The following is a 24,736-nucleotide window of genomic DNA, read 5'->3' as shown; positions in this document are numbered from 1 at the left end:
CGGTTTATTCGGTATCTTGCGGTTCTTCCTGTATGGCGATGGCGTAGACTGTTCCGCCGGGGAATGAATTATCGAATTCATAATCTATATTTCCATTTTCCAGGATTCTGGCCAGACCGTTATAGTTTGACTCTCCATTGATTTGTGTATATGAACCGCCGATGAGGATTTTTCCATTTTTCTGAACTTCAATAGAACGAACTGCCCCGGCAATCATTGTTCTGAAAGATTCATCGACATTTCCATCGGAATTCAATCTTATAATTCCCTGATGTTCATTCTCTGTAGTGACATAAAAACTGCCTCCCACATAGATTCTTCCTTTGCTGTCTGTTGCGATCGTATAGGGCTGATCAAATATTGTTGGTGAAATTTTACTGGTGAAATTGCTATAAAAGTTGGTATCTTCTATAAAACCGGTTCCAGTGGCTTTATATTTTAACACGCCGCCTTCCATCATAGCTGTTTCATAACCGACGATATAAAGGGAATCGCCATACCAGGCAGAATCAAGAGCCTGTGTAAAGGACAAAGGCGGATTGTTGGGAGGAAAAACTCCGAAGGGAATAGCTGTCAATGTAGTATTATCTATTGCCGCGAAGTTGCTATAACCGGTTTCTGATCCTAAAGTCGAAAAAGTACCGCAGACAATTGTCAGCGTGTCGTCAAAAACTGTTTCGACGGAATAAACAACACTTCCATCGGGGATTGCGGGGATTGTGAAGGTCCCTGTGCCCGAAGAGTTAATTCCGATTAATTCCGAGTAGCCGTCCATCGGCACCGTCATAGGATCAAAGTTACCGCCCGCGAATGCAGTGCTATCGCTTAAGGATGATACGGCATAGAGTTCAGATGTCGAAAGAGCGTCACTGAAAGGTGAATAGGACAGATCCATTGTGCCGTCCTTTGTACCATCAAGCCAGTAGCGATGGAGGTTTTTGTACGCAGGATTGGCAACTTCGGTATTTGATTCGTCATAGCCGCCATAATTACCGGCGACATATACATATTCTTTACCTAACGAGAAAGCTTGAACCCCGCTGTTGCCGGTACCAGTATAACCGACTATTTCGATGCCGAAATTTTCCGAAAGGAAAGCTCCGTCAGGATTTCCCTGACCGTTCAAAACTGTAAACGAATCTCTCGAATATCCATCCCACATGATGCTGAAATCCCCTCCGACAAAAATCCTCTTCGGTTCGGGATAACCCTTGGCATTATCGCGTATTTCCGCGAGAAGATCGCTGGCATCGTGAAAAATATCCTCACAGGATGACAAAACTAAGGAAGCAAGAAGCAAGGGGAGAATTATATATATCAATCGCTTCATATTCATATTATACCTCATCTACAAACCGAATCCCATACCGATACTGAGGATGCTGAATAAACCCGATGCCTCTATCATGCCCGTATAGAAGATTCCACCCTGGATAAGAAGTCCCCCTCTCATATAGGCTTTAACCCGAACACCACCTTCGAACATGGGGGCAAATGAATTACCGCCGAGCCAGCCATTGATCCGGGCTCGAGCAAAGGCGCCACCGCCTTTTAAAATCGGCGTTATGTAAAAGTTTTCCAGAATCGGAATGTTGAAGGAGACTGTTGCATAAATGGGGATAAGAGAAAATCCTCCGACAGCGCGCACACCATCCTGGTCAATATCGGATCTGAAGCTGTAATACCCCGCTTCGAGCCCTACTCCCAGATGAAAAGGGAAAATGTACTGGCCGTTTGCGGTTCCGCCGAAACCGAATCCGCCTTCTGTTGCAGACAAAGCAAAAATCAGTCTTTTATCCAGAAATACGGACAGGCTTCCGGATTCTTTTTCTTCTACCGGGTCGGCAATAGAAATGCCGACTTCAGGAACTGCGGTTTCCTCCTCAGGCAGGGCATTTTCATCCTGAGCCATAAGAGAATTGAGTACAAAGAGAAAAAAGATAAATAATAGTACAGACTTCAGGCTTTCTCTCATATCTCAGCTTCCCTCCAGAGACTGCTGCAGCTGCGTGATAATTTCTATCATGGCATCATTTCCGCTGTATTCAGACTTTTTCTCATTGAGGAAACGGACCCGTGCGGGAGTACTGCTAATGCCATTCAGATCGTACAGCAGAGAAACAGCTTCATAAAGCCCGATCTCCTGGCCGGCATTGATATATACGGAACTGAATGATCTCAAATATTCCCCGATACCGGGCATAACATCCTCGACGGCATCTTCATCAAAGAAATCGTAGAGCGCTTCAATTGTTGCCGCATCACCTTGTAAATTGTCCTGGAGATTGTCGGCAATCAGTTCAAAGTCCGTGTAGCTTTTGTTCAATCTGTTCAGCTGTGCCTTAAGCGTCGTCAATTCAGCCATTTCCTTATCTATGAGTTTCCCCTCTTCCTGACTGGTCGTTACTCTGGATTTCTCTTCCTCAAGCTGGCGTCGCATTTCTTCGATGCGCTCCTCGTATGTTGTGATTTTTTCCTTGAGTGTCACAACCTGGTTCTGTTCGGCTGCAAGTTTATCGTTAAGCGAAGTGATTTCCGACTGACTGGATTCAAGCTCATTATTCAATGTTGATATCTCTGTTATAGAAGAATCAAGTTCCTCATTCAGAGTGGCCAGATCTCCTGAACGCCCCTCAAGCTGTTGATTGAATTGAGATAGTTGGGCCTCTCTTGACTCGAGATCAGTTTTAACAGAACTCAACTGGTCGTTCAGACCGGTGATTTCCTCTTCTTTGGAAGTCAGGCTGGACGTTAAAAGGCTGATCTTCTCATCGCTTCCCGCGAGCTTGCCTTCAAGGTCGGATTTTTCCTCATTGAGAGTTTCGACCTGTGACGTCAGATTGGCCAATTTTTCCTTGAAGGGGGCAGTTGCCACATTATTTCCCGATGCCATCATGCGGTCCGCGGCAGTTTCTATATTATTAAAACCTGTCGCTTTTATTGCTTCTTTATACGATTGAACGGCTTGATTGAAATTCCCCGCATTATATCTGTTATCCGCTTGTGCGATGAAGTTATTGACTTCTTTTTCTCTTGCATCTCTCTCTTCAACAAGATTATCAAAGCGGGATTGGATTTCATTGAGCTGCTCGTACCCCTGTTCCAGTTCAGCTTCCATAGCATCAACGAAGAAACGATGGCTTCTATTGATTTCCGGAATCTTCTCAAGGGCATTGCGGTACATCAGCTCTGCCATTTCTCTGTTCCCGACAGCCATCTGCTGATCAGCGTTTTCTACGGTCTGTCTGATTTCCTTCAGCCTGTCCGCCGCATCGATCAACGACATGGTATCAAGCTCTTCCTGAGGATTGGTTTTAGTGGCCTCTATCAGTTTGGAAAGAGAGTCTATGACAAAAATATCAATCTCCCGCCTTTTGGTTATGCCGTCGAGTCCAATGACAGAGTCATCGTATAGATAATTCTGAAGGTTTTTCAGTTCTACCGAAGCCAGATCCATCTGGCCGACCTTCATAAGATCTTCAATATTTTTGTAGAAACCGATTATCTGGTTCTCGACAAGTGTTTCCTGCTCTTTCTGTTCTGTCAGCGCCTGGAGTTCCTGTTGAGCTTCTGTCATCTCTGTTTCAAGCTGCCTTGTTCTGGCTTCCATTCTGGCGGTCAGTTCTTCTTCCCTGGACTTTGCTTCTGCTTCAATCCTCGCCCGTTCTTCGTTAATTGTGGAAAGTTTGCTGTTATACTCATTCTGCAGCTGATTAAGACTCTCTTCCAGCTCGACCTTTTCAAGCTGGGCTTCCTCTCTATATTTAGCAAGTTCCTGATCGAAAATGCTGTTCTGTTCCAGTTTAAGTTGTTCTATCTGTTCATCTATCTGCTGGACCGACATGCCCTGGGACTGGAGTTTTTCCCTTTCGGCCGCCAGAACGGCTTCCATTTCCGCCTGCAGCTGAGCTTCCCTCTCGCTGATTTTACTGTTCATATTTTCTTCGAGAGTCAGGCGTTCCGATTCAATCTGCTTCATATTCTCCTGAATGCTCTGAATTTCGCTTTCCTTCTCAGCTAACCTCTGTTCAGTTTCTTTCTTGATTTCCTTGATTAAGTTTCCTTCAGCAGATTGCTGTTCCGCTGTAGCCAGAAGCATCTGCTCGTCCCGTCTTTCGAAATAAAACTTCGTGGCGAAGATCCCGCCGCCCAGGATGGCAATTGCTACGATATTTACGAGAAGGGGAAAAAGAACGCCGTTTTTCAGAGCGGTTATTTTGAACAGGTCCGGAGTGACATTGATACGGCTCTGCCCGGAGAGGCGATCTATCTCCTGCATGATATCCTGCTGTTCTTCCGCTGAGATTATATTGTCACCTTTAACGATGGGAACATTAAGGGGGACAGAAGGCAGATTTTCTTCTCTGTAGCTTTCGGCAGCCTGCAGCAAACTCTTCACAACATTTAGTCCCTAGAAAGGGACTCTCTCCTTCATGATATAACTATCGCCGTCTTCGACAATCTTGTAATAATAGTCGCTATCGTAATCAATGGTTACAATTTTTCCGTAACTATGGTTGGGATGGCTTCTTTCGATTTCCACGCCGGAGGAGTCCAGAAGAACTATATCGCCTGATCCGGTATCTGAAAGGAAAATTCCCCTGTCACAGCGTGTGGCCCATTGAGAGTATTCGGGATTTGTCGCATTAAAAACGGGAGTTGTCAGATTTAGAGACTGATTATTCATTCCGTTTTCGTACAGTTCCTTAATTGAAAATGAATAGACATCACTGTAATTCAAGACTATGTTCACATCACCGGAGCTGAAATCTGACTGTGGAATGACAAAGACTTCATTTGTTCCAAAGCCGTTGGCACTGGTTGAGACCCAGTTCCATGTTTCATCATAGACTTCCGTATATCCCAATCCGCTCAGAGACTCAATTCTTATATAAAACTTCTGATCAGAACTATCCGTATAGGGAAAAATGGTAAAACTTTCGCTGGAAGGGAAAGGATAGGATTTATAGGTTGTGGTTTCATCAATAGTCCCCTGACTCGAGAGTACAATATTGCCGATGACATAATTGCCGTCATGATCGACATATCCAAGCCCGTCGGAAAGATAAATAGGGTTGTTATCATTTTCCTGAAAGGGAGTGATATATTGTCTTATATTCAAAGCCGTATCGAAAATAAGGATTCTTCTGTTTCCATTGGGATCAAGATTGTTGCCTGTAATGACTAATAGAGGTTCATCCACTCCGTTATCAAGAATATAAAAGCTGTTTATATCATCAAAACTTCTAAACCATCCCAAATCCATCGAAGTCGCCGCGGGAAATGCCGAAGACCCGAAAAAAGCACAGGAAGAGAAAAAGACCGGGATAATTATCGCAAGAATCAGACGCTTTACCATTTTCTCAATACCCCCACCGTTATCAGGGGAACATTCCATTCCGACAAAGCGATTCCGCCATCATTTAGCGAACTCTCCCCGATTCCCAGGAAAAACCTGAGCTCAGGCCTCAAATAAAAACTCCATTCATCAAAATTCAATTCCAGAGCAATATTGGCCGCATTTATATAAGTATCAAAATAAAAATCATTGCTGTTTAGCGGATAGGACATAATGACACCGAAGCCCAGTGAAGCGCTGACCCGGAAAATGCTATCGGGACCGAAGCCCAGGTAAACTCCCGCCAGAAGCCTCATATCGTTATGAGTCATCTCCAGTCCGGAGTCGCTGGAAAAATCTTTCTGCAGATAGAAATAGCTGTCAAAACTGACATACATCCAGTCGGGAATGGGATAAAACCTGATCCCGGTTCCGGCTCCCATCAATTGCGTGTAGGTCCAGTTGAATTCCAGCGCCAGATTCTGAGCCTTGATGAGATCGGCAAGAGGAACCGCCGATTTCTCCTTGTCCAGATATATATACTGTTCACCCGTTCTGTAACCGTCTAGCTTTTTAACTACGAGTAACCTGGTTCCGATCTCGTATTCCCGATCTGTAATATTTAATACGGAGTGAACGATTTCGCCGAGTAGTTCGCCGTCGGGCAGATAAATCTCCATACCCTCCTGATTGGAAAGAAAGGTTATCTTCCTGACCTTCGGTTCTTCCCGGACAATCTCAACTCCATATTCGCCGGTCAATTTGCTCACGATACGGGTGATGGAAGAGTTAATCATGATGTATTGGGTGACTTCCGATTTGCTGACACTTCTCTCTGTAGCAATGGTCTTTTTACCGGCTACATCCCAGGCTGTTATAACAATTTCAAGCAGAGATTCTTTTTCGTTTATCGAAACGATCAGAACGACCGGTACATCAGCTCTCTGGCCCAGTTGCAAAACTGTTTCACCACTTGAATACTGATCGGGAGTGATGTTTCCCGCAGAGATGGCCGACGCGACATATGACTCATCCCAGTAGAGAAGATTCTGCCGTTCCAGTTCTTCGGTCAGCTTATCTTTAACCTGAGCTCTGGTTTTCTCAAGAAGGGCTTCATCGCTTATATTGATATTTTCGAGAACCAAAGCGGCCTGCTCCGCGAAGAGAGGCATGGAAAAAACGGCAAGCATAGTCATAATGAGAAAAATTGCTGTCCTTTTCACAGGCTGGCTCCTGAAAACAATATACCACCTCACTTGGTTTTCATCACTTTAACGCCGTCCCAGTTTTCCGGGGGCGGCGTTTTGATATATTCATTACAGCGTTCAGCTATCATAAGAGAAACTTTGTCTCCCGGCAGGATTTCCTGAACACGATCGAAACAGGCTATGCCTTCTTTGAATTTGCGGTTGAGATAAAAATCCATACCCGTAGCGTGGATGTCCCAGGCTTTTTTTTCTTTATCGTTAAGATCCCTTTTGGCTGAATAGATTTTAACGCCTTTTGTTTTTCCTTTTACGGCTACCGTATCGAGAAATCGGCAGGGAATTTTCCCGTCCACCTCACCGTATAGAGCTTCCGAAATGATGAGATCCTGACCGTATTCCTTGGTTAATCCTTCGAGTCTGGAAGCCAGGTTTACGGCGTCACCGATAACGGTATAGTCCATTTTCTTTTCCGTACCGATGTTACCCACGGTCACTTCACCGTAATTGACGCCTATTCCCGTTTTAAATTCCGGTTTACCCAGTTTGATCTGCTGATCGTTAAACCGTTTTATTCCATCGACCATTTCCAGCGCGGCATAGACTGAATTGACGGTATCGTTCTCATAGGCGACAGGAGCTCCGAAAAAAGCCATGATGGCGTCGCCGATGTATTTATCGACAATGCCGTTCTTATCCATGATAATATCGACCATAATATCGAAATAGCGGTTGAGAGAATTAACCAGATCATCGGGGGCGAGCCTTTCGGAGATAGTCGTAAAGGATCTGATATCGGAAAATAATATGGAAAGATATCTGTTGTTTCCGACCAGCATCGACTCGGGGTTAGCGAAAAGGCTGTCAATGAGATCCTGGGGAACATATTTCTCAAACATGTTCCGGATTTTACGCTCTTTCTTACGGGCGATGACAGCATCCATGGCGAATTCCTTTATCTTGGAATAGGCTCCCTCCAGCTCTTCAGACATGATATTGAATGTATGGGCCAGTTCCCCGGTCTCATCATTAAACTCGACCTGAACACGGCGGGACAAGTCATTATCTGCAATGATTTCCCTCATGGTTTTTACAACATCGTTCAGCGGACGGGTTAAGTAGTTGGCAAGCCATGCCAGCATGACTACAGCGACAACAACACCGATGGCGATGATGTATATGGTCTGTGTGGTGATCCTGTTTACCGATGAATAAAATGTATCTCTCTCCTCTGTGAGAAAGACATACCATCCGAAGGGTTCGAACCAGAAACCCTTTCCGACCCTTTCAATCCCGCCTAAAGAGATCTCTTTCATTTCAGTGGACTGATCGGAAATAAGAATGCGGATCTGACGCAATTCAGCCGGTGAAAGGTCAAGCTCACCGGTCTGCATCTGAATCACTCCTTCCTTGTCGAAAGCGGCAATAAGCTCCGTGTTGCTGCGGATTATGCTGTAGGCGAAAGCTTCAACACCGGCTTTAGTAGCGGCGACCATATCCGAGCGATCTGTAAAATTGTTATCAACCAGGAGTTTCCACTGGTTTTCCGTATATTTCTCCAGTTCTTCCGCTTTAAAACCCAGAAAATTCCGGGCGATCTCGGAAATTCCCGAAGTCGAAGCGAAGTAGGCACTGAACCCGGCGAGGGTCAGAGTGACTATGATCAACGGGAGAACTATGGAGATTATTTTAGTTCTGATTCTCATTGAGGTCCCTTTTCCCTTCTTTTATCGGCAGCACAACCTATAAACCGCAAGTTTCTATTACCAATACTCTTATTATAATATATTGTTTAACATAAGAAAAATCGCTCAGGCAGGTAAAAATATGATTAACAAAATAATGACCGACACATTGAACTTATGCAGGATTCCCAGTCCTACGGGTTACACCGAAGAGGCTGCAAAATATATCGGGAAGAGGCTGGCTGAAGCCGGCGTTGCCTGTAAACGCACAGTAAAGGGTTCTCTGATCGCAGAACTCGGCGGAGAAGGAGAACCGATAATTCTTTCCGCCCACATCGACACTCTCGGAGCCATGGTCCGATCAGTGAAAAACAACGGAAGGCTGCGAATATCCAGAATCGGCGGCTACCCCGAATCAAATCTTACCGGAGTCAATTGTTCGATCCACAGCCGACTTACTGGTAAAGTTTTCAGCGGGACTTTTCAGGCTGTAGAACCGGCGGTACATGTCAACAATAAACTGGGCGATGAAAAAAGGGATGATACGAACCTGGAAGTCGTAATAGACGAAAAGGTTTTCGATTCTGATGCTGTTCATTCTCTTGGCATAGCTCCCGGCGATTTTATCAGTATTGATGCCAATGCTGTTGAAACAGATTCGGGTTTTATTAAAAGCCGTCACCTTGATGACAAAGCCGGCGCCGCTCTGCTTCTCAATCTGGCAGAAGAGCTAAGCTCTTCGAAGCTGAAACGGAAAGTCTATCTGTTTTTCTCCAATTTCGAAGAGACAGGCCATGGAAGCGCGGCAGCTCTACCCGACGATGCTGTGGAAATTCTGGCGATCGATATGGGTGCTGTAGGGGATGATCTGGAAACCGATGAGTTTAAAGTGTCCATTTGCGCCAAAGATTCAAGCGGCCCCTATAATAATGATGTAACCACAGCGCTTGTCAGACTCGCTGAGCAGCTGAAACTCAACTATGCAGTGGCCATATACCCCTACTACTCTTCCGACGCCAGCGCGGCGCTCTATGCGGGGGCCAACCTCAGGCACGGCCTGATCGGTCCGGGCGTATCAGCCTCCCACGGATACGAAAGAGTTCACAGAGAAGGACTGGAGGCAACGTTCAGCTTGATAAAAGCCTATATTGCCGTTTCCTAAAGATCCCAGTACGCATCCTTCAGATTCTCCTCTCTATCGGGAAGACCTCTCGAGAGACGGGGAGAATTCTGACTCAGCACTTCAAAACTGACTCTGTTGGCATATTTGCTGATCTGATGTATGGATGAATAGGTCAGGAAAGGAGCCGAGTGCTTCGGCGATGAAGGCTGCAGCTTTCTGTGGAAAGCATTTGCTGCTATATCGTGAAGAACAGCTGCCAGAGCGGCATCTCCGGCGCCGTTCGTATTGGTAATGGCTCCGGGGCCTCCCATGTAAGGATTGATATGGGTGTATATTTTCACGGGATCCTTGCAGTCCTGCCTCTTCATGGACCGGCTGTATTCGAATTTATTGTATTCGGCTATGGATTTGCTGTGAATCTGGTCTTTCGTCTCCCTGGCAGCCTCTCTATCCACATATCCGCACATATACAAGCCCTGAGAACCGACTGTAAGGAGTACAAGATCCGTCATCTCCAGGATTTTTGTTCCAGCCAGAAGAGGATCATCCGTTCCGGAAAGGGCTTTGGCTTCTTCATCATTCATGGCAGCGACATTGACATAATTTTTTATAAACTCCACAAGAAAATCATGTTTTTCTTGAATAAGGGAACTCGTTCCCATGGTCAGAACAACCGGAACGTTGTACTCCCTCGCAATGGAGACAGCTTTCATCGTTGAGTGGAATATGGGAGCATTTTCATCCCGTAGCAGATACGCTGTAATAAGAAGTGCGGAACTTCCCTTTATAACCTCTTCGTTGACGTATGAGGGATCCAGTTCGTTCATGATTCCCTTGCTGATGCAGAATGTCCTTTCCTTGTCAGGTGTAACAAAACAAATGGCTTTTGCCAAATCTCCATCAACAGGCTGAAGATAGGAGAGGCTCACGTGGCTGGAAGTATTGCAGACATAATTGAAAGCGTAATCCCCCACTCTCATGGTTTCGCTGATTGTTCCCAGAAGGACGGATCTGTCATCGGTCAGAACTGAGTAATTATGGAGGGTATTTCCGATGGTTCCCCCGGCAAACTCAGCCACGATCTGCTCTTCCTCAAGTCTGGTTAGAATGGAAGCCACCATCCGGTCGTCAAGAACCATCGACTGTCCTTTGGAAATACCGAACTCTTTCAGAAATTCATCGCTGACATTCACTTCTATGTCGATCAGAAGCTGTTCAATCCCGGTAATATAGCTCTCATTGTTCTTTTCGAGCGTCTGATCCAGCGGAATTCTACCATGACTGCCTACGGGGAAATAATGTTTTGTTTTTCTCCTGCCGGGAAATTTCATTTTCCATCCTCCCTGATATTCAGTTCGTCCAGCTTCCTGAAACCTCCGTTCCAGTATTCTTCCCCATATGAAACCAGGAGTTGTTCGTCTTTGGCTATATCCCTGTTGGCGATAAAAAAGATAACCCACAAACCATCGTGCAGGGTGTGCTCCACATCGAGATTGCATTCCTTACCATGATTGACATAGCGGAGTTCATTTCCTTCCAGGCGACCATTGATTTCAAGTGCGGCATCACCGACTTCATCGGGGTAATCCCAGGAAAAATCCGTTTCCCACGAGCCATCTTCAAAGGCTTCCGTCAGTTCAATGGTTTCCCTGACAACTCCCGTATACTCGCCGATGAAATCATCTTTTTTCAAATTATCCGCTGCGAATAATCCGTATCCGACTTTATCGTTGATCTTTTTAATATAGACGGGAGCCATTTCCGAACGGTCGATCTGAACGCCGTAACGATTATCAAGATCGATAAATTCTTCTCTGTTCTCAAGATAATAAGGACTTTTATGGAGCTTCTTTTCAAGAAGCGGTTTCCACTCGATACGGCACCGCTTCAGGTAAGTTATGTTTCTCTCTTTAAAAAAAAGCCGGATATCCTCTTTACCGGCAATAATCTCCGACGACATTTAGATAAAATTCCTCTTCACTGATTCTTCGGTTATTCTCTTGTTCCAGACGTTGTAATTCAGAAATGAGTGTTTCATTTTCTGGTCATCAAAGCGTCCGGCTCTGGATTGGAGAAGTTTTACAGAATTGGAGAGGATTTTCAACCGGTTTTCTTCATCGCTGACAGAATCCGGGAGGATATCGGAATAAAGGAAGAAGTATTTATGATAGTAGTGGTTTGCTCCCTGATTACTATAGCGTCCCGTAAGTTCACTGAATCCGGCCATCGCATTATTTAAATCACCGTTCAGACCGGTCAGATAGTAGCGGAAAGCCTGGATCTGGTTCATCAGGACATCACTCTCGCTATCCCGGGAAAGAGAGTAACCTTCTACAGATGAAAAACCATCCTTCCAGAGAGGAGTTTCGCTTGGAATAAAATCGATCCGGCGGTATTTCATACCGGCATTATTGAGATATTCCAGGGCTTTATCTTCTCTTCTACCGAAATACGCCGCTTCAGCAAGGAAGAAGAGCGATTCATCGGTGTATTCCATTTCCTTCAGAATATCAATCCCATCACGGTATCTTTCGTTGTAAATCAGGGAGCGGGCGTTCCAGCGCCTCAAAAGAGATGCGGCCCTATCCATTCCGTAATAGACTGCCATCTCATAGGCTTCTTTGTAAATATCCTCGCAATCGCGATATCTTCCCAGATCGAACAGAATCCGGCCTTTCAGATGTATAAGCATCAACTGCCACTCTCTACGCCCCGCGCGCTCTGCCACGGGAAGAATATCGTTTACGCCACGAAGAGCCATCGGAATATTGCCGAAAATAAAGTCCGAGAGGGATTTAAAAAAGGAACTTCTAATCTGACAGAGAAGGTCTTTCGATTGAAAACTGGCCCTTCTGGAAATTTCAAAATAATCCTGGGATGTCCGGATTTTCCCCTGTCCGAGCAAAGCCGTGGCCAATTCAATATTGGCTTTCGCCTCACCCGCATTGTCACCGGACTGCTGAAACTCAAACAACGCTTCTTTTGCCAGATTAAGTCCCCGGCTGTAATCTCCCATGCTGTTCATATACAGGGAATGCTGAAGAGATGTATGAGAGGAATAGGTTGATTTTTTGTGGACTTTGATTATCTCGCTTTCGCTGATTATGTTTTGCACTTCACGGTAGTCTTCTTTCAAAAGCGCCGATCTCATTCGTCCTGCGAAAATTATGTTTTTCAAGGCATCTTTTTCTCCGACCGACAGTTTTTTAAGATCGAAAAAAATCATTGAGAGATAATGATCGGCAAGCTTGAATTGCTTGTTGTTCAGAAATCTGTCCAGAATGACCTGATAAATCTGCAGACTTTTACCCACCTGCCCATAAGAAATCATGACCCGGAAAAGGTTCTCGATATTTATATGTGTTCCCTTTTCCCAAAGAGAAAAAAGATAATTGGTGAAACTATTGACAAGATCTTTTTTCTGCACCGGCAATGCGGATTCGACATGGCTGTTGAGATCTTTGAAAACCGGACGGGGATATTGCGATCCTTCGATCAGTGAGAAGAGATAGAGATGTTCAAACCTCTCACTGATTCGTGACTCACTGTAGCCTCTGCTCTCAAAAAAATCAGAATAATCTTCCTTCCTGATCAGTCCGCCGGCAATCTGTATGAGATAAAGCAGTGTCAGCGTCAACTCATCGAATCCTTCGAGAACACCTTTGAGGGAATGGTGATTTTCAAAAAAGCGACCGGATTCCAGACGGGAAAGAAGGCTGTGAAACATGGGAATAGCAAGGGCATCGCTGTTTTTGTAAAGGGAATAGAGCTCCCGTTCTTCAATAGTCAGATCCGGAAAAGCATTTGCAATTCTCTTCCTCAATTCCTCGACGGAATAAGGCTTGAAGTGGATAGTTTTCACTTTTCCCTGCTTCATCCGATCAGACCAGTCAATATCATCACCGGTACAGAGGGGAATCAATCCTTCCCGCGAGATCAGAGTCTGGAAGAGATCGACAAGGAGCTTAAGGCTGTCTGATTTCCATTTATCGACATTTTTACAGATAATCAGCGGAAGCAGATTATTATCTTTTCTAATCTTGATATAAGCTTTCAGATAAAGAGAATAAAGTGTAAAGAAATCTTTTTCTATAAAATCACTGCATTGTTCAGCGTTCCATGAATTCCTGAACAGATCCATAGCCGAGGATAAGGACCGCCAGAGATCCAACTCGCCATTATCCAGATAGGGAGAGACTTTATCTTCGATTTCTTTATTTATACTCCAGACAAAGGGATCCAGAGGATTTTCACTGCTGCAGTTATTTAAGAATATAAGAGGGACATTATCTTCGGGGCAAAGTTTCTCCAGAACGGCATCAAGATTATAATCAACGCCGTTAAACCTGTTTCCATTGAGATATACCAGAGCCCTTTCTCCGAGTGGGTTTCCCAGCTCTTCAACGGTTTCAACAATGCTGTCGATATGGGCATCTCGGCGGCAGAAATGCCTCATTCTTTCAACCGTACCGGGAAGCTCTTCCTTCTGTTCAACTATCTTTGTCAGACCTCTGGCGCTTTCAGTGACGATATGCGTTTCCAGATTTCTCTTCCTGTCTTCCAGAAGCCAGATGCTATCCTGTAAGGGAATTCTGTAAATATAATTCCGTATGCGGCTTTCGACTTCTTCATCGGACCAGTTGGAGTCGGAAAGAATCAGAGAAAAACCGTACAGCTTATCCGCAAGAGCGGCAAGATTTTTATAAATCTGGAACGCCGCGCTGATAAGAGCGAGAGAGGTTTCCCGGAAAGTGGAATGAAAACTGAACAGCCCCTGAACGGAAGGATGCGGTTCTCCACCGGAAGCTGAAATAATCTGTCCGATTTTTTTTTCAAGAGGTTCGATTTTATCGGGAATGATAATTTTCAACTGCTTGTAATTAATTATTTCCACATGCAGATAAAACATCGATTGCAATCTCCCTGTACACTGATTAAGATAAGTCCATGCGGATGATCCAATTCAGAGGAAAAGAATACAAACACATTAATTTCAACATCAACAGCCGTTCCGATCTCAGCTCCATTCTCGAAAATATCGGGGAAATGATAATTCCCGGATTAAAAATCGAAAAAGACCTTTTTTTTCACTCTATTTCCGAACTGGTCAACAATTCCATATGCGCCCACAGAGAGAAAAACGTCGACCAGCCGGTCCGCTTGCGTTTCTCCGTGGAAAATGACGATCTTGTTATCACAATCCGCGATAAAGGAAAGGGATTCGATACGAATGATCTACCGTACAATCTCGATGATCCTGTTTCCGCTATTGATATTAACGGCAAAAAATTTCAGATTTACAGGGAAAAATACAATTACAAACGGTTCGGAACGGGTTTATTTAACGCCAAAAAGATTTTTGACAGTTTTGAGCTCTATTTTTTCGATCAGTCAGACAGGGTTCTTCCTTATGATTCACAGGTAATAGAGGGAACTCTCGTAAAGCTTAAAACAAAACTTTCTTGACTGTGACTTTTATACAATGCTAAAATCGCATTAAAAAACAACAGGTTCATACCGGCCGAATTTAAAGGCCTTTAGAAATTCAGATTTATGAGGATATCAATTTGGAATTAAAAATCATGAAGAGCAATGACATTTATATCATTGATGTAAATGGAGAGATGGATTTGTATAACTCTTACAAATTAAAAGATCTCGTAATCAAAATGCTTGATAAAAAGGTTAATAAATTCATTATCAACCTGAACAATGTGGAATATATCGATTCCAGTGGTATCGGTGCTCTTATTTTTATCTGTTCAACTTTAAAGAAAAGCAATCTTCATCTCTATATCAGCAACATCCGCGGTTCTGTAAAAAAAGTTATTGAACTGACTAAGCTGACCGGCTATCTCCCTCTGGCGGGAACGGTCCAGGATGCACTGGAATTACTGAAGAAGGTATAAGAGGTATATTTATGTCAAAAATGATTCTGAAAGATGACAATCATCCACTATTCAATACAGATCAGATGTTCTTCAAGGAATTTCCCAGCGACTTCCGTCAGATCCGTTATTTTACACTACTGATCGTTCAGAAAGCCCCGCCTGAAATCAAGGAACTCAACCTGCTCGAGCAACAGATAAGCGAGCTTATCAAAAATGCCGTAAAGCACGGCAATAAGAGCGATCCGGATAAAAAGATTAAAGTCTGGTATTATTTTTCCCAGGAAGAAACACGGTTGATCGTGGAAGATGAAGGGAAAGGATTCACCAAAATTGATGAATGGAACGACTTCAATGCCAAACGACAGGAATGTCTGAAAAACAACGATTTTGAAAAACTGGCTGACTATGTTGCCTACACAACAGAGGAAAGCGATTATCACGATGGCGGAAACGCTATGTTCGCCGCTCTGGAATTCTGGAATGAAGGTGTCGTGTTCACTGAAAAGGCCAATTGTGTGGCCGTCGGTAAAACATATCCCAAAAAACAAAAGGGTATCACTATCGGCGAATAGTGAAAAAAAAGGAGTTAAGGCGGCTTTCGGGCCGCCTTTTTTTATTCTTTTAAAACCCCATAGGCATAGGATTAATTGTCGGCGCCCATTTCTCCATATCGTCGCTTTGCTTTTTATCACGCAGATCTATTTCCAGTCCGCTGATTTTCCAGCTTTGTCCCTCAGGACTAAGGTAAATCCGTCCTGCTTTATTGTCAGGCTTTATCATAAAGGGGACTTCATATTCTCTGCCGACGGCCACCGGCACACCATACAATACTGATTCAATTGCTATTTTATCTTTTAAATAGTACTCCCAGTAGCTTTTTATCTCCTCTTTTCTGGCATCGACGATCGTCCGGTCGTTGAAATTATTATTTTGTAACGATGAAAGAAAAGTATCGCATTGGGCTATGATCTCCCGAACATTATCGATACTGAGAAAGTTGTTATAAAGCTCTCCGAGGATAAAACCTTTCGGAGATACAGGTTCAAGAAAAGGTAAAGCTAGAAGCTCCGTCCGTCCACTGAGAAAAGAGTTATTCTCCTGTTGAAGAATTTCACTATTGTCAACAGTCTCAGGCTGCAAGACTTCCTCTTCCGGTTGAGCGACACCGGGAAGCGGAATGGCAGGAAGAGGATTCTGCCCCTCCCGGTTGACTGTAAGATTAACTTTGGTGTCTTCATTGTTTTTTTCGGGTCTGCTTTCGGATTTACCGTTGCAGGAAAAAATAAAAAGAGTTGGTATAAGAACTAGTAAAATTATTTCTGCTTTCATAAACAGTTGATATTATGTCCTCCCCTCCTGAAGCAGTCAAGAAATGCAGGGTGGTAAAAAGGCAGCAAGGCTTATATTATTGATTTTAAGGAAAAAAAATATGAAAGCAGAAATTATCAGCTACCTGGAAGAGCAATTTTCCGTTCCGGTCCGCGATCCCCTCTGGAAACATATCTATATGACGAAAGGCCACCGGGACATCATCAACCATAAAGATTTCAGATTTCTTGACGGATTAAGGCAGCTTGGTCCGGCAAGCCATGTGTATCCCGGAGCTATTCATACAAGGCTCAGCCACAGCATCGGGGTTTTTTATCTGGCGAGACAGATGGTGCGGGCAATCATTATTTCACCATACTGTCCCCCTATTACACTTGATGGTGTTAAAGCATTTCTCAGCGCGGCACTGCTCCATGATATCGGACATTTTCCCCACGCCCACACGCTCCAGGATTTTCCCTTAAAGGATCACGAAGTGTTGTCGGGAGAGATTATCCGAAATGGATCGATCAGGAAAATAATCAAAGACTCGGCTCTGACCGACCCGGATATGACAGCAGCGATTATCGATAAGAAAAGCGATTGGAAAGGAAGCAGCGAAATCCTCTTTTTCAGAAATCTCCTTTCCTCTCCCGTTGATCCCGACAAGCTGGATTATCTGAATAGAGATGCCTATTTCTGCGGTGTGCCTTATGGAACGCAGGATATTGATTTTGTGATTTCTCAGATCTATCCAACCAGAGAAGGCATAGCCATCAGCCGAAAAGGAACCTCAGCGCTGGAAAACGTTCTCTTCTCAAAATACCTTATGTATAAATCTGTTTACTGGCACAAGTCCGTGCGCATATCCACAGCATTGATTCGCAAAGCAATTTACGAAGCTTTAAAATACGGTTATCTGGAAAAAGAACAGCTTTACAGAATGAATGATCACGATTTTCACAAATTCTGTTCCGAAAGCAAAGAAGAAGCGCTCCATCTGGTAGATAAAGCCGAGTTTCCCTGGAAGTACAAAGTGATAGAGGATGTTTGTTTCAATAATGATTCGCAGCTGCATAACAAGCTGACCGATGCCGACTACAAATCGAATTATGAGAGCGAGCTGAATTATAGAATAAAAAATGAAACCGGCATCGACCCGGGAAAGTATGATGTTCTGATAGATGTTCCCTCACGCATATCCTTCGAACTCCCTTTCAAGTCGGAAACGGTTTTCACCCGGCCCGTAGTCGATGGGTTTACAGAAGCCCTGCGACGGATCCGTTTGATTGTAAAAGAGGAGACGGCGCATAAACTGAGAGAAAAAAATATAGATCTGAACGGATTATCAGCCGAGTAAGTCTGAAAGATCGCCGAGATCTTCCATTTTCAGAACACTGTCCCCTTCACTATCCTCTTCATCACCCCTGGCTTTGAGAGTGAGGAACCGGTCGTTATACTCCGCTGAAAGGCGGAAAATGTCATCATTTCTGTATCTGCCCGGGATATCGACTTCAAGATTGTAATTCTTTTCCCTCATGCCTTTCAGCATTACAAAGACTGGATCCGAAATTGTCATGGCAAAATGGGGACTGTAAAACAACATAAGGATAACAACGGTAAAGACTATGGTCAGCAGAAGCAGCATACCCGGCAGAGCCTCTTCGGCATTGCTATACCGGAGATCGAAAAAGACTTCGGTTTTATTCCTGTATACATACTGATAATCACCGGGACCGAAATTCACATCATACTGTTTGTCCGTAAAGCGTGAGAATACCGACTTCCCTTCGCTTTTCACCAGAAGAATGTCATTTCTGGTGTTGAGAATCTGAGAAAGACTATTTCCCTCCTGGATGGAAGAATCTATCTGATCAACGACTCTATCCCTGATATCATTCCTGGCTTCCACTGCGGGGGAGGATATCAGACCTTCGGAAAAAAGAAGAGAACCGAAGAACATTACAGCGATAATCGAAACGACTACGGTTGAAATGATTCTGGTCATATGCCGCTGGGTCATCAGGGAGTCGACAGATTTTATGCTTCGGAATATTTTCAAGACTCTCAGCATCCTCAGTATGCGGGCTACCCGCACGGCCTTGACAACCTTCAGAATATTGAGGACACCTGCGCCGCCGGCAAAAGCCGCTCCGGAAAGGAGAAAATAAACCGATGGACCGGAATTAAACAGCAGAAGAGGAACAGAGGCGATGAAATCGACCCACCCTCTCCGGTGCACCAGATATTCAACGGTATCCCCTTTTGCTATGGAAGCGGTGTACCTGATAAGAAATTCGAGAGTAAAGAAAAGGTCGAAACCGAATCCTGTAAAAAGCAGGATTTTCCGTATGTTCCAGTCCCACATGAGATAAGCGGCCAGATCTTCGACAAAAGTGAAAAGAATGACCAGTGTGATGGCGATCATGACCAGGTTTTCCAGAAATTTCTTGAACGCTTTCATAATCCTTCTACCACCCGTTTTCCACTGAAATGTTATACAACTCGCTCAGCATATCCTTATCGAATCCGTTGAAGCGGTAATTTTTCCTTGCGATATTGAACCAGCTGCTGTCAGCGGAAACAGCTCCGCGGTCGATCTTCATTGCCGGTCTGTAATTGGTACCCATTGATGCGAATAAGGAGGCCATACGCGCCGTAGCTTCCAGTGAATTATTATCCTGAAAGGAGAGGTTGCTGTTTATTCCGCTGCAGATGACTTCTTCGGGAATAAGAGTCAGCTCTTTTTTCAACTCTTCGATAACTTTCTGAACGTAATGGGTCTGAACCATTCCGGAATTGCTTTTATTGGCACCCATTCTTCCGGGCGCTTCCATCAGATGAATTGCCGGACGGAGAAGCATGGTGAGATAAATAAAATTCTGAATTTCTGACTGGGCCATTCTCAGCCGCTGAACTTTAGTTAATTCAAAAAGGATATATTTTCTTCTTTCGAAAGCCGGCACGAGGTATTTTACCGGAAGTGCCGTTGTTATAGCTCGATGAGGCCCTGTCAGGTTCCTTCTGATAACGGGTTTTTTGATATTCTTTTCCAGAAATTTAAAAATCTGAAAGCGGATTCCCTCTTCATTAAGCGCTTTGGCACCCAGAAAAGCAAAGAAAGAATAATTTATTTTTTCATAGATTATGGTTCGTAATTCAGGGATCAATAAAGAGTCAGTTATATCAAAAAGAGCAGTATAGAGGATATTGCTTATATCCATAAGGTTCCTGCCGGGGAAAAAAGCAGGAGAACTCAATGTGGGATAGAGTTTGTTTCCGTTAATGTGAAGGAATTGCAGAATCTGCTCTTCCTTTTGCAATTCAGAAAGATCGGATAGAGTCGGATTAGCCAGAAGCTTAAGAATAAATTGTTTTGCTTTTTCCTGTTCAGTTATCATATTCGGTAAATTGTATTTGCACCATTCCTGTTTAAAGTAAATAATAATACGAAGTGAGATTATTTACATATTTTTTTTCAGTTCTAATCCTCATTTCCACCAGCAGTTACTATATATTCGGTCAGGACTCTTCAACAATTGAGCGGGAAGAAGCTCCGGCAGCAGTTTGGGATATGGATATTAACGACAGCGAAGTGGACCTTTATATCACCGGTTACTGGAAAATCGGCGTCAAAGGAGGGGTCTCTTTTGAATCAGGGCCTGCGGGTATTGTTTTTCCGGCGGCCTTCCCCGGTCTCACGGATTTCAATTTCTATCAGGAACCCGATGTTACCATATCGCTATGGCTGAAAAACCGCTATTATCTGGAAACGACTTTCCTCGAAGGATTTGACAAGAACACATATGCGATCGGATATCGCGGGCAGGAAGGAGAAGTCCTTCAGGCTGTGCGAATCGGGAATTCGGAGATTACCATAGATGATTACGAAGGAATCAATGTTCCCTCACCGGATTACAACACTCCCGGCGTCAGCGCCGAATTCCAAACAGCCTTATCATCCCATGATGTGCTTATCCGATATGACCCGACGAGCGAGCAGAAAAAGACTTTTCTCGGAGAATATGAAGTCACCGAAGAATTGATTGAACTGGGAAATTTTAAACGGGGTCAGTATTTTATCCTTCCCGATGACAATATCGATGCCGGTTCCCTTGAATTCTATATTGCTGATAAGAACGGGATCTATACCTCTGTTGACGGCAGCGGCAATCCATACAGAAATTTCCGCAAGGCTGAACCAGACGAGTATTCCTATTCGCTTCTGAAGGGGACGGTGAGTTTAACGGAACCGGCTGAGAGCGATGTTCTGGTTTTTTATATGAAAGGAAATTTGCCGATTGGTAATGATTTACTGGGTTCAGGATTCATAGTACCACTATTTAATGGAGAGCCTTATCCGGAAGGCTCAACCTCGAACTTTAACTGGAATGCATTGACATATGATAAATGGAGTTTCCCGGAAACCGATGTATCATTTACGACTTCAAGCTCTGTAACAATCAACTCAAAAAAAACACTTCGCATATTCTCCCCCGGACGAATCAGTCCTTTCGAAAGCTATAACCGATATGATATCAAAACACAGCTTCCTTCAGAAAAATGGAAAACTGAAACTTTTCTCGCTGACAACAGCCTGACAGAAGCAGATGATTCGGATACTTTCAGTTTCACCGCCGATCCCGACTCATCCACATTAATTGCCAACATCAATGGAACAACCGATCCCCGGTCAGCCTATAACCGCTACCCTTTTGCCGAATCCTATCCTCAGATTTACACTGTTGAGCCCCTGGATCGGGCAAAAACGGGCAAAGTGATCATGCTTTCTGTCAGAAACGGGAACGGTATATCTCTGGGATCGGGGGTTGTTCCCGGTTCGGAGCAGATATACGTTAACGGATTTCTCACCGGTGCGGCGACAGTCGATTACAGCTCGGGAAGAGTAACGTTCAACCGTTTTATCTATCCTCATGACCGGATTGAAATTATCTATCGGACAGAAACGACAGACCTGGCCGGCGGCGATCTTCTGGTCGCTCAGGGTAACCGTTTTTTTCCTGCAGAAAATCTGGAACTTTATTTCGCCGAAATGTTCCGATGGAATATAGCCGGAGAAACCGCCGCGTCAGAACTGGAAAGCTCACCGGGCGGACTGACAATCGCCGGTGGTCTGGATTTTAATACAGACAATTTCAATCTGTCGATCAATGCCTCCGGTGGATTTAACACGTCCAATACAACGGGAACCCTGCGCGTTGCAGGCATGGAGGAAAGCGGTTACAGCTTTTCTGCCGGCAGGGATCTTGTGAAACCGGCTCCTGACGAAATCTGGGATGGAACTGCACCTCTATCATCAGGCAGAACTGACTTAACTTACACAGATTATCTTACAACTGACGGCCTCGGACAATATTTTCTCAACACTTATACCTGGAACGGTGCTATAGAAGATACAGAGAAAGAAGGCCCTTCACCGGCATCTGAATTATCGTCCGACCCTTTTGACGGCAATGTCATGGTTTTCGATTACAGCCTGGGTGCGGGGCAATGGTCGGCGGGAGACTTGCTTCTGTCTTCAGATGGACCAATTGATCTTTCGAATTATGAGTCTGTATCTCTGTATCTCTGGACTGATAATCCTTCCGAAATAGATGTGAAACTTCTTTTAGGAGAGAATGGAGAAGCTGAAGATTATGATGGGGATAGTTTTACAGACGATTATGATGAAGCGCAAATTGTCACTATTGATATCAGCACTTCCGATTTAGCGGAAACAGACAACAACTGGTACAAGATAGAACACGAGTTCACTCCGATTGAACTTAAAAAACTATCAAAAAGTCGTTCAGCAAGGATTATCATAGAAGAAAAGACATCACCCACTTCCGGTCGCCTGATGGCCGGAGGACTCCATTTTGAAGGCTCAATCTTTAAAGGCGGAGTTTATACCAATGCCGATCCTGATAATGAAATCGATTATTCATCCAACACGGTCGAATTGACTATCACAGAAGCCAGAGACGCGACAGCCGCATCCCTATCAACAGAATATCCGGAAACTGTAAGCCTCTTCCACTCATCGGGAGATGAACAGAAAGCGGTAAAAATCTACTGGGATTTAACATCCGGAGATGGCGATTACTGGACATCCGAAACCCACACGACATCAGTCTCACCTGAATCATACGGCGTTTTCAGTTTTTATGCACACAGCGATACGATATCGGGATCGACTTACAATATTGACCTGACAGACAGCCGGAACAGAGGATATCACTTCACCTACTCCCCTTCTACGACAAACTGGGAAAAACTAAACCTTTCCCTCGAAACCGGAAACGTTACAGATGAAGAGGGAAATCAGATCACCGCTGCGGTTATAGATGAAAATATGGGAGAGCTGAACAGATTCTCCATAAAGGGACAGAATTCGATTTCCAATACCGGAACTCTATACCTCGATGAACTGCACTACAGCGATCCCTCCTTTTCTCTCGACGGCACTGTGGATATACTGGCAGACTACAGACAGGATGGCCTCCTGCTCGCGTCCTCTGGCGGTTTTCCCTTCTTTGCCGATTTTTTCATCTCCAATAATTTCACCTATTATGGGGGGAAAGTACTTTCCGATGTTTCCGACTCGTACCACTCCCTGGAGAACTATACTTCAATCGGCATAACCATGCTTCTGATGGAAATCCAGGCCAATGCCAAAATCAGCTATGACAAATCGGGGACAGATCTGGCTGGCAGCCACAGCCTTCTCTTCCCTTCAGGCTTTTCCTTCGGAACATTCACCGATAATTACAGCCGTTCGGGATCTGATGAGACTACCGCCATGTTCAGAAGCAACAGTTTAAAACTGGCAATTCCCGGTCTGGGTTTTGTGGCATTTTCAACTGAAGCCGATGGTAACGGTGATAACCTTGTCCAAAGCTGGTCCGCGGAGACCGACTGGGCACTTTTTGATAGGCTAACACTCAACCTGAAAGGTCAGCTGGAACAGACAGAATTATGGGACTTCAGAGATAGTGGGAATTATTTCTCGAATTGGATTCTGGATTATAAACTTCTTGTCCCTTTTGATGAAAATGTTTCTGACAGAAACTTCAGCTCATCTTTCCATATCAACCTGGATACACAACCGGTTGGTTTTTCCTTTACCCCTTCGATATTTTTCGATCTGGATGAGAAGGGAGATAAAATCCAGTCGAACCGGGGAAATATGGTTATTTCCATACCTCTGACATTTATGAGCAGGAACGATAAAACCTGGTCACTAACCCCCTCATACAGTCGCATTTTCACTGAAAAAAGCAACAATGTCGATTCAGGCTCTTACAGACAGGGTTTTATCAATCTCTTTGACGATCTTGCAACCTGGATGCCTTTAACCAGTTTTATCCCTTTTTATGAGCTGTTCGCTCAGAATCCGGTCAATACATTCGAAGAAAAAACTGCCTCTTTCAATTCCGCCAGTTACACACCGGAATTTGCCATAAACTTCTCAAGGAATTCCGGTTCAACCATAACCGATCTTTTTTTACCTGATAAAATAGATTTATCCTTCTCCCGCACTTTTACAAAAACGGATGACAGCTATTCCAATGTAAACACTTATGATCTGACGATTAAGCAGTCGGCTATTAATCTGTTCGGCCGCTTTGGCGTGTATGAGACTTTCGACTTTTACGACAGCGAGGACATCACTTCTTCAGTTCAATTTGTCTTGGAAGGACGTAACGGAGAGTTCCCCACCCCGAAAGAATTGGTGTATCAGAATTATTTCGCTTTTTACGGGAAACAGAACAGAGCTCTGACTCTCGAAAACAGGTTTTCTACACAATTTGTCGATACGGTTCTTTCCGATACTCTGGACTTTAAATTCCTCTGGAGCGGAGAAATGAAGGAAAAGTTTGCTCTGGATTTCATCAATAATATTATTGATAAAGAGCATTTCTGGTCCCACGAAGAAAGTCTTCAGCTTGAGTTTAATCACCCGTGGCAGGTGAATGAGGAAGAAGTGACTTCATTTAATATTTTTATGAAACATCTTTCCACGATTAATGTTCCGGGACTGGGAGCCCTGAGAGGCTGGCTTACTCTAGGTTTTTATACTGATGATGAGTTATTCAGAACAGGCTTTGAAGCCGGTATTGAAATGGAAATCAGCTTTTAGTTTTTTCTCCGTACTAGTGTTTTTCTGGTACTTTCGTTATATA

The 24,736-nt window shown here is 44.2% G+C and carries 18 protein-coding genes; 6 read left to right on the top strand and 12 right to left on the bottom strand.

Going from position 1 to position 24,736, the window contains the following annotated elements; all coding sequences use genetic code 11:
* Positions 1-4 precede the first annotated feature (4 nt).
* Genes HNR50_RS00275 through HNR50_RS00250 form a run of 6 tightly spaced genes read right to left on the bottom strand, consistent with a single transcriptional unit; the run spans position 5 to position 8,249 of the window.
* Positions 5-1,330, bottom strand: coding sequence for a delta-60 repeat domain-containing protein (locus HNR50_RS00275; protein WP_184742242.1), 1,326 nt, complete (start codon positions 1,328-1,330; stop codon positions 5-7).
* 18 nt (positions 1,331-1,348) lie between these two features.
* The gene (locus tag HNR50_RS00270; protein WP_184742240.1) at positions 1,349-1,975 is read right to left on the bottom strand and encodes a hypothetical protein; all 627 of its coding nucleotides are present in this window, start codon (positions 1,973-1,975) and stop codon (positions 1,349-1,351) included.
* Between the two features lie 3 nt (positions 1,976-1,978).
* Positions 1,979-4,399 (bottom strand): coiled-coil domain-containing protein, encoded by a 2,421-nt coding sequence (locus HNR50_RS00265; protein ID WP_184742238.1) that lies wholly within the window; start codon positions 4,397-4,399, stop codon positions 1,979-1,981.
* Between the two features lie 12 nt (positions 4,400-4,411).
* A complete protein-coding gene (locus HNR50_RS00260) occupies positions 4,412-5,359 on the bottom strand; it encodes a hypothetical protein (protein ID WP_184742236.1) in 948 nt (315 codons plus the stop codon).
* Positions 5,353-6,561, bottom strand: coding sequence for a hypothetical protein (locus HNR50_RS00255; protein WP_184742234.1), 1,209 nt, complete (start codon positions 6,559-6,561; stop codon positions 5,353-5,355). Before HNR50_RS00255 ends, HNR50_RS00260 begins: the two co-directional genes overlap by 7 nt.
* Positions 6,562-6,590: 29 nt before the next feature.
* Positions 6,591-8,249 carry an adenylate/guanylate cyclase domain-containing protein gene (locus HNR50_RS00250; RefSeq protein WP_184742232.1) on the bottom strand — a complete coding sequence of 553 codons (1,659 nt, stop codon included), beginning with the start codon at positions 8,247-8,249 and terminating at the stop codon, positions 6,591-6,593.
* 121 nt (positions 8,250-8,370) lie between these two features.
* Here HNR50_RS00250 and HNR50_RS00245 point away from each other — a divergent pair, with 121 nt between their 5' ends.
* The gene (locus tag HNR50_RS00245) at positions 8,371-9,390 is read left to right on the top strand and encodes a M42 family metallopeptidase (protein ID WP_184742230.1); all 1,020 of its coding nucleotides are present in this window, start codon (positions 8,371-8,373) and stop codon (positions 9,388-9,390) included.
* Here the strand turns inward: HNR50_RS00245 and HNR50_RS00240 are convergent.
* The 3 genes from HNR50_RS00240 to HNR50_RS00230 are packed head-to-tail and all read right to left on the bottom strand — an operon-like array spanning position 9,387 to position 14,260.
* A complete protein-coding gene (locus tag HNR50_RS00240) occupies positions 9,387-10,682 on the bottom strand; it encodes an inosine/guanosine kinase (protein WP_184742228.1) in 1,296 nt (431 codons plus the stop codon). The genes HNR50_RS00245 and HNR50_RS00240 overlap by 4 nt on opposite strands.
* Positions 10,679-11,311 (bottom strand): SET domain-containing protein-lysine N-methyltransferase, encoded by a 633-nt coding sequence (locus HNR50_RS00235; RefSeq protein WP_184742226.1) that lies wholly within the window; start codon positions 11,309-11,311, stop codon positions 10,679-10,681. Before HNR50_RS00235 ends, HNR50_RS00240 begins: the two co-directional genes overlap by 4 nt.
* Positions 11,312-14,260, bottom strand: coding sequence for a hypothetical protein (locus HNR50_RS00230; protein WP_184742224.1), 2,949 nt, complete (start codon positions 14,258-14,260; stop codon positions 11,312-11,314).
* 38 nt (positions 14,261-14,298) lie between these two features.
* Between HNR50_RS00230 and HNR50_RS00225 the strand changes: the two genes are divergently transcribed.
* The 3 genes from HNR50_RS00225 to HNR50_RS00215 all read left to right on the top strand — a co-directional run bounded on the left by HNR50_RS00225 (position 14,299) and on the right by HNR50_RS00215 (position 15,814).
* Positions 14,299-14,817: an ATP-binding protein gene (locus tag HNR50_RS00225; protein WP_184742222.1), complete on the top strand. Its 519-nt coding sequence runs from the start codon at positions 14,299-14,301 to the stop codon at positions 14,815-14,817.
* Between the two features lie 101 nt (positions 14,818-14,918).
* On the top strand, positions 14,919-15,260 hold the full coding sequence (locus tag HNR50_RS00220; RefSeq protein WP_184742220.1) for an anti-sigma factor antagonist: 342 nt from the start codon (positions 14,919-14,921) through the stop codon (positions 15,258-15,260).
* Between the two features lie 11 nt (positions 15,261-15,271).
* Positions 15,272-15,814, top strand: a complete 543-nt coding sequence (locus tag HNR50_RS00215; RefSeq protein WP_184742218.1) for an ATP-binding protein — start codon at positions 15,272-15,274, stop codon at positions 15,812-15,814.
* Positions 15,815-15,863: 49 nt separating this feature from the next.
* Here the strand turns inward: HNR50_RS00215 and HNR50_RS00210 are convergent, their stop codons facing one another.
* Positions 15,864-16,571 (bottom strand): hypothetical protein, encoded by a 708-nt coding sequence (locus HNR50_RS00210; protein ID WP_184742216.1) that lies wholly within the window; start codon positions 16,569-16,571, stop codon positions 15,864-15,866.
* 100 nt (positions 16,572-16,671) lie between these two features.
* On the opposite strand from HNR50_RS00210, the gene HNR50_RS00205 reads away from it, so the two are divergent.
* Positions 16,672-17,910 carry an HD domain-containing protein gene (locus HNR50_RS00205; protein ID WP_184742214.1) on the top strand — a complete coding sequence of 413 codons (1,239 nt, stop codon included), beginning with the start codon at positions 16,672-16,674 and terminating at the stop codon, positions 17,908-17,910.
* On the opposite strand, the gene HNR50_RS00200 is transcribed toward HNR50_RS00205, so the two are convergent.
* Together HNR50_RS00200 and HNR50_RS00195 are read right to left on the bottom strand one after the other, a co-directional pair.
* On the bottom strand, positions 17,899-19,014 hold the full coding sequence (locus tag HNR50_RS00200) for an ion transporter (RefSeq protein WP_184742212.1): 1,116 nt from the start codon (positions 19,012-19,014) through the stop codon (positions 17,899-17,901). The genes HNR50_RS00205 and HNR50_RS00200 overlap by 12 nt on opposite strands.
* Before the next feature lie 7 nt (positions 19,015-19,021).
* Positions 19,022-19,951, bottom strand: a complete 930-nt coding sequence (locus HNR50_RS00195) for a hypothetical protein (protein WP_184742210.1) — start codon at positions 19,949-19,951, stop codon at positions 19,022-19,024.
* A 53-nt stretch (positions 19,952-20,004) separates the two neighbouring features.
* Between HNR50_RS00195 and HNR50_RS00190 the strand changes: the two genes are divergently transcribed.
* Complete coding sequence (locus HNR50_RS00190) at positions 20,005-24,693, top strand: hypothetical protein (protein WP_184742208.1); 4,689 nt, start codon at positions 20,005-20,007, stop codon at positions 24,691-24,693.
* The last annotated feature ends 43 nt before the right edge of the window (positions 24,694-24,736 follow it).

Origin of the sequence: Spirochaeta isovalerica (assembly GCF_014207565.1) — a bacterium.
In the GTDB taxonomy this organism is placed as follows: Bacteria; Spirochaetota; Spirochaetia; order DSM-2461; family DSM-2461; genus Spirochaeta_F; species Spirochaeta_F isovalerica.
Note: the sequence above shows the minus strand (reverse complement) of the source record. Positions and strands in the feature narration are given on the sequence as shown.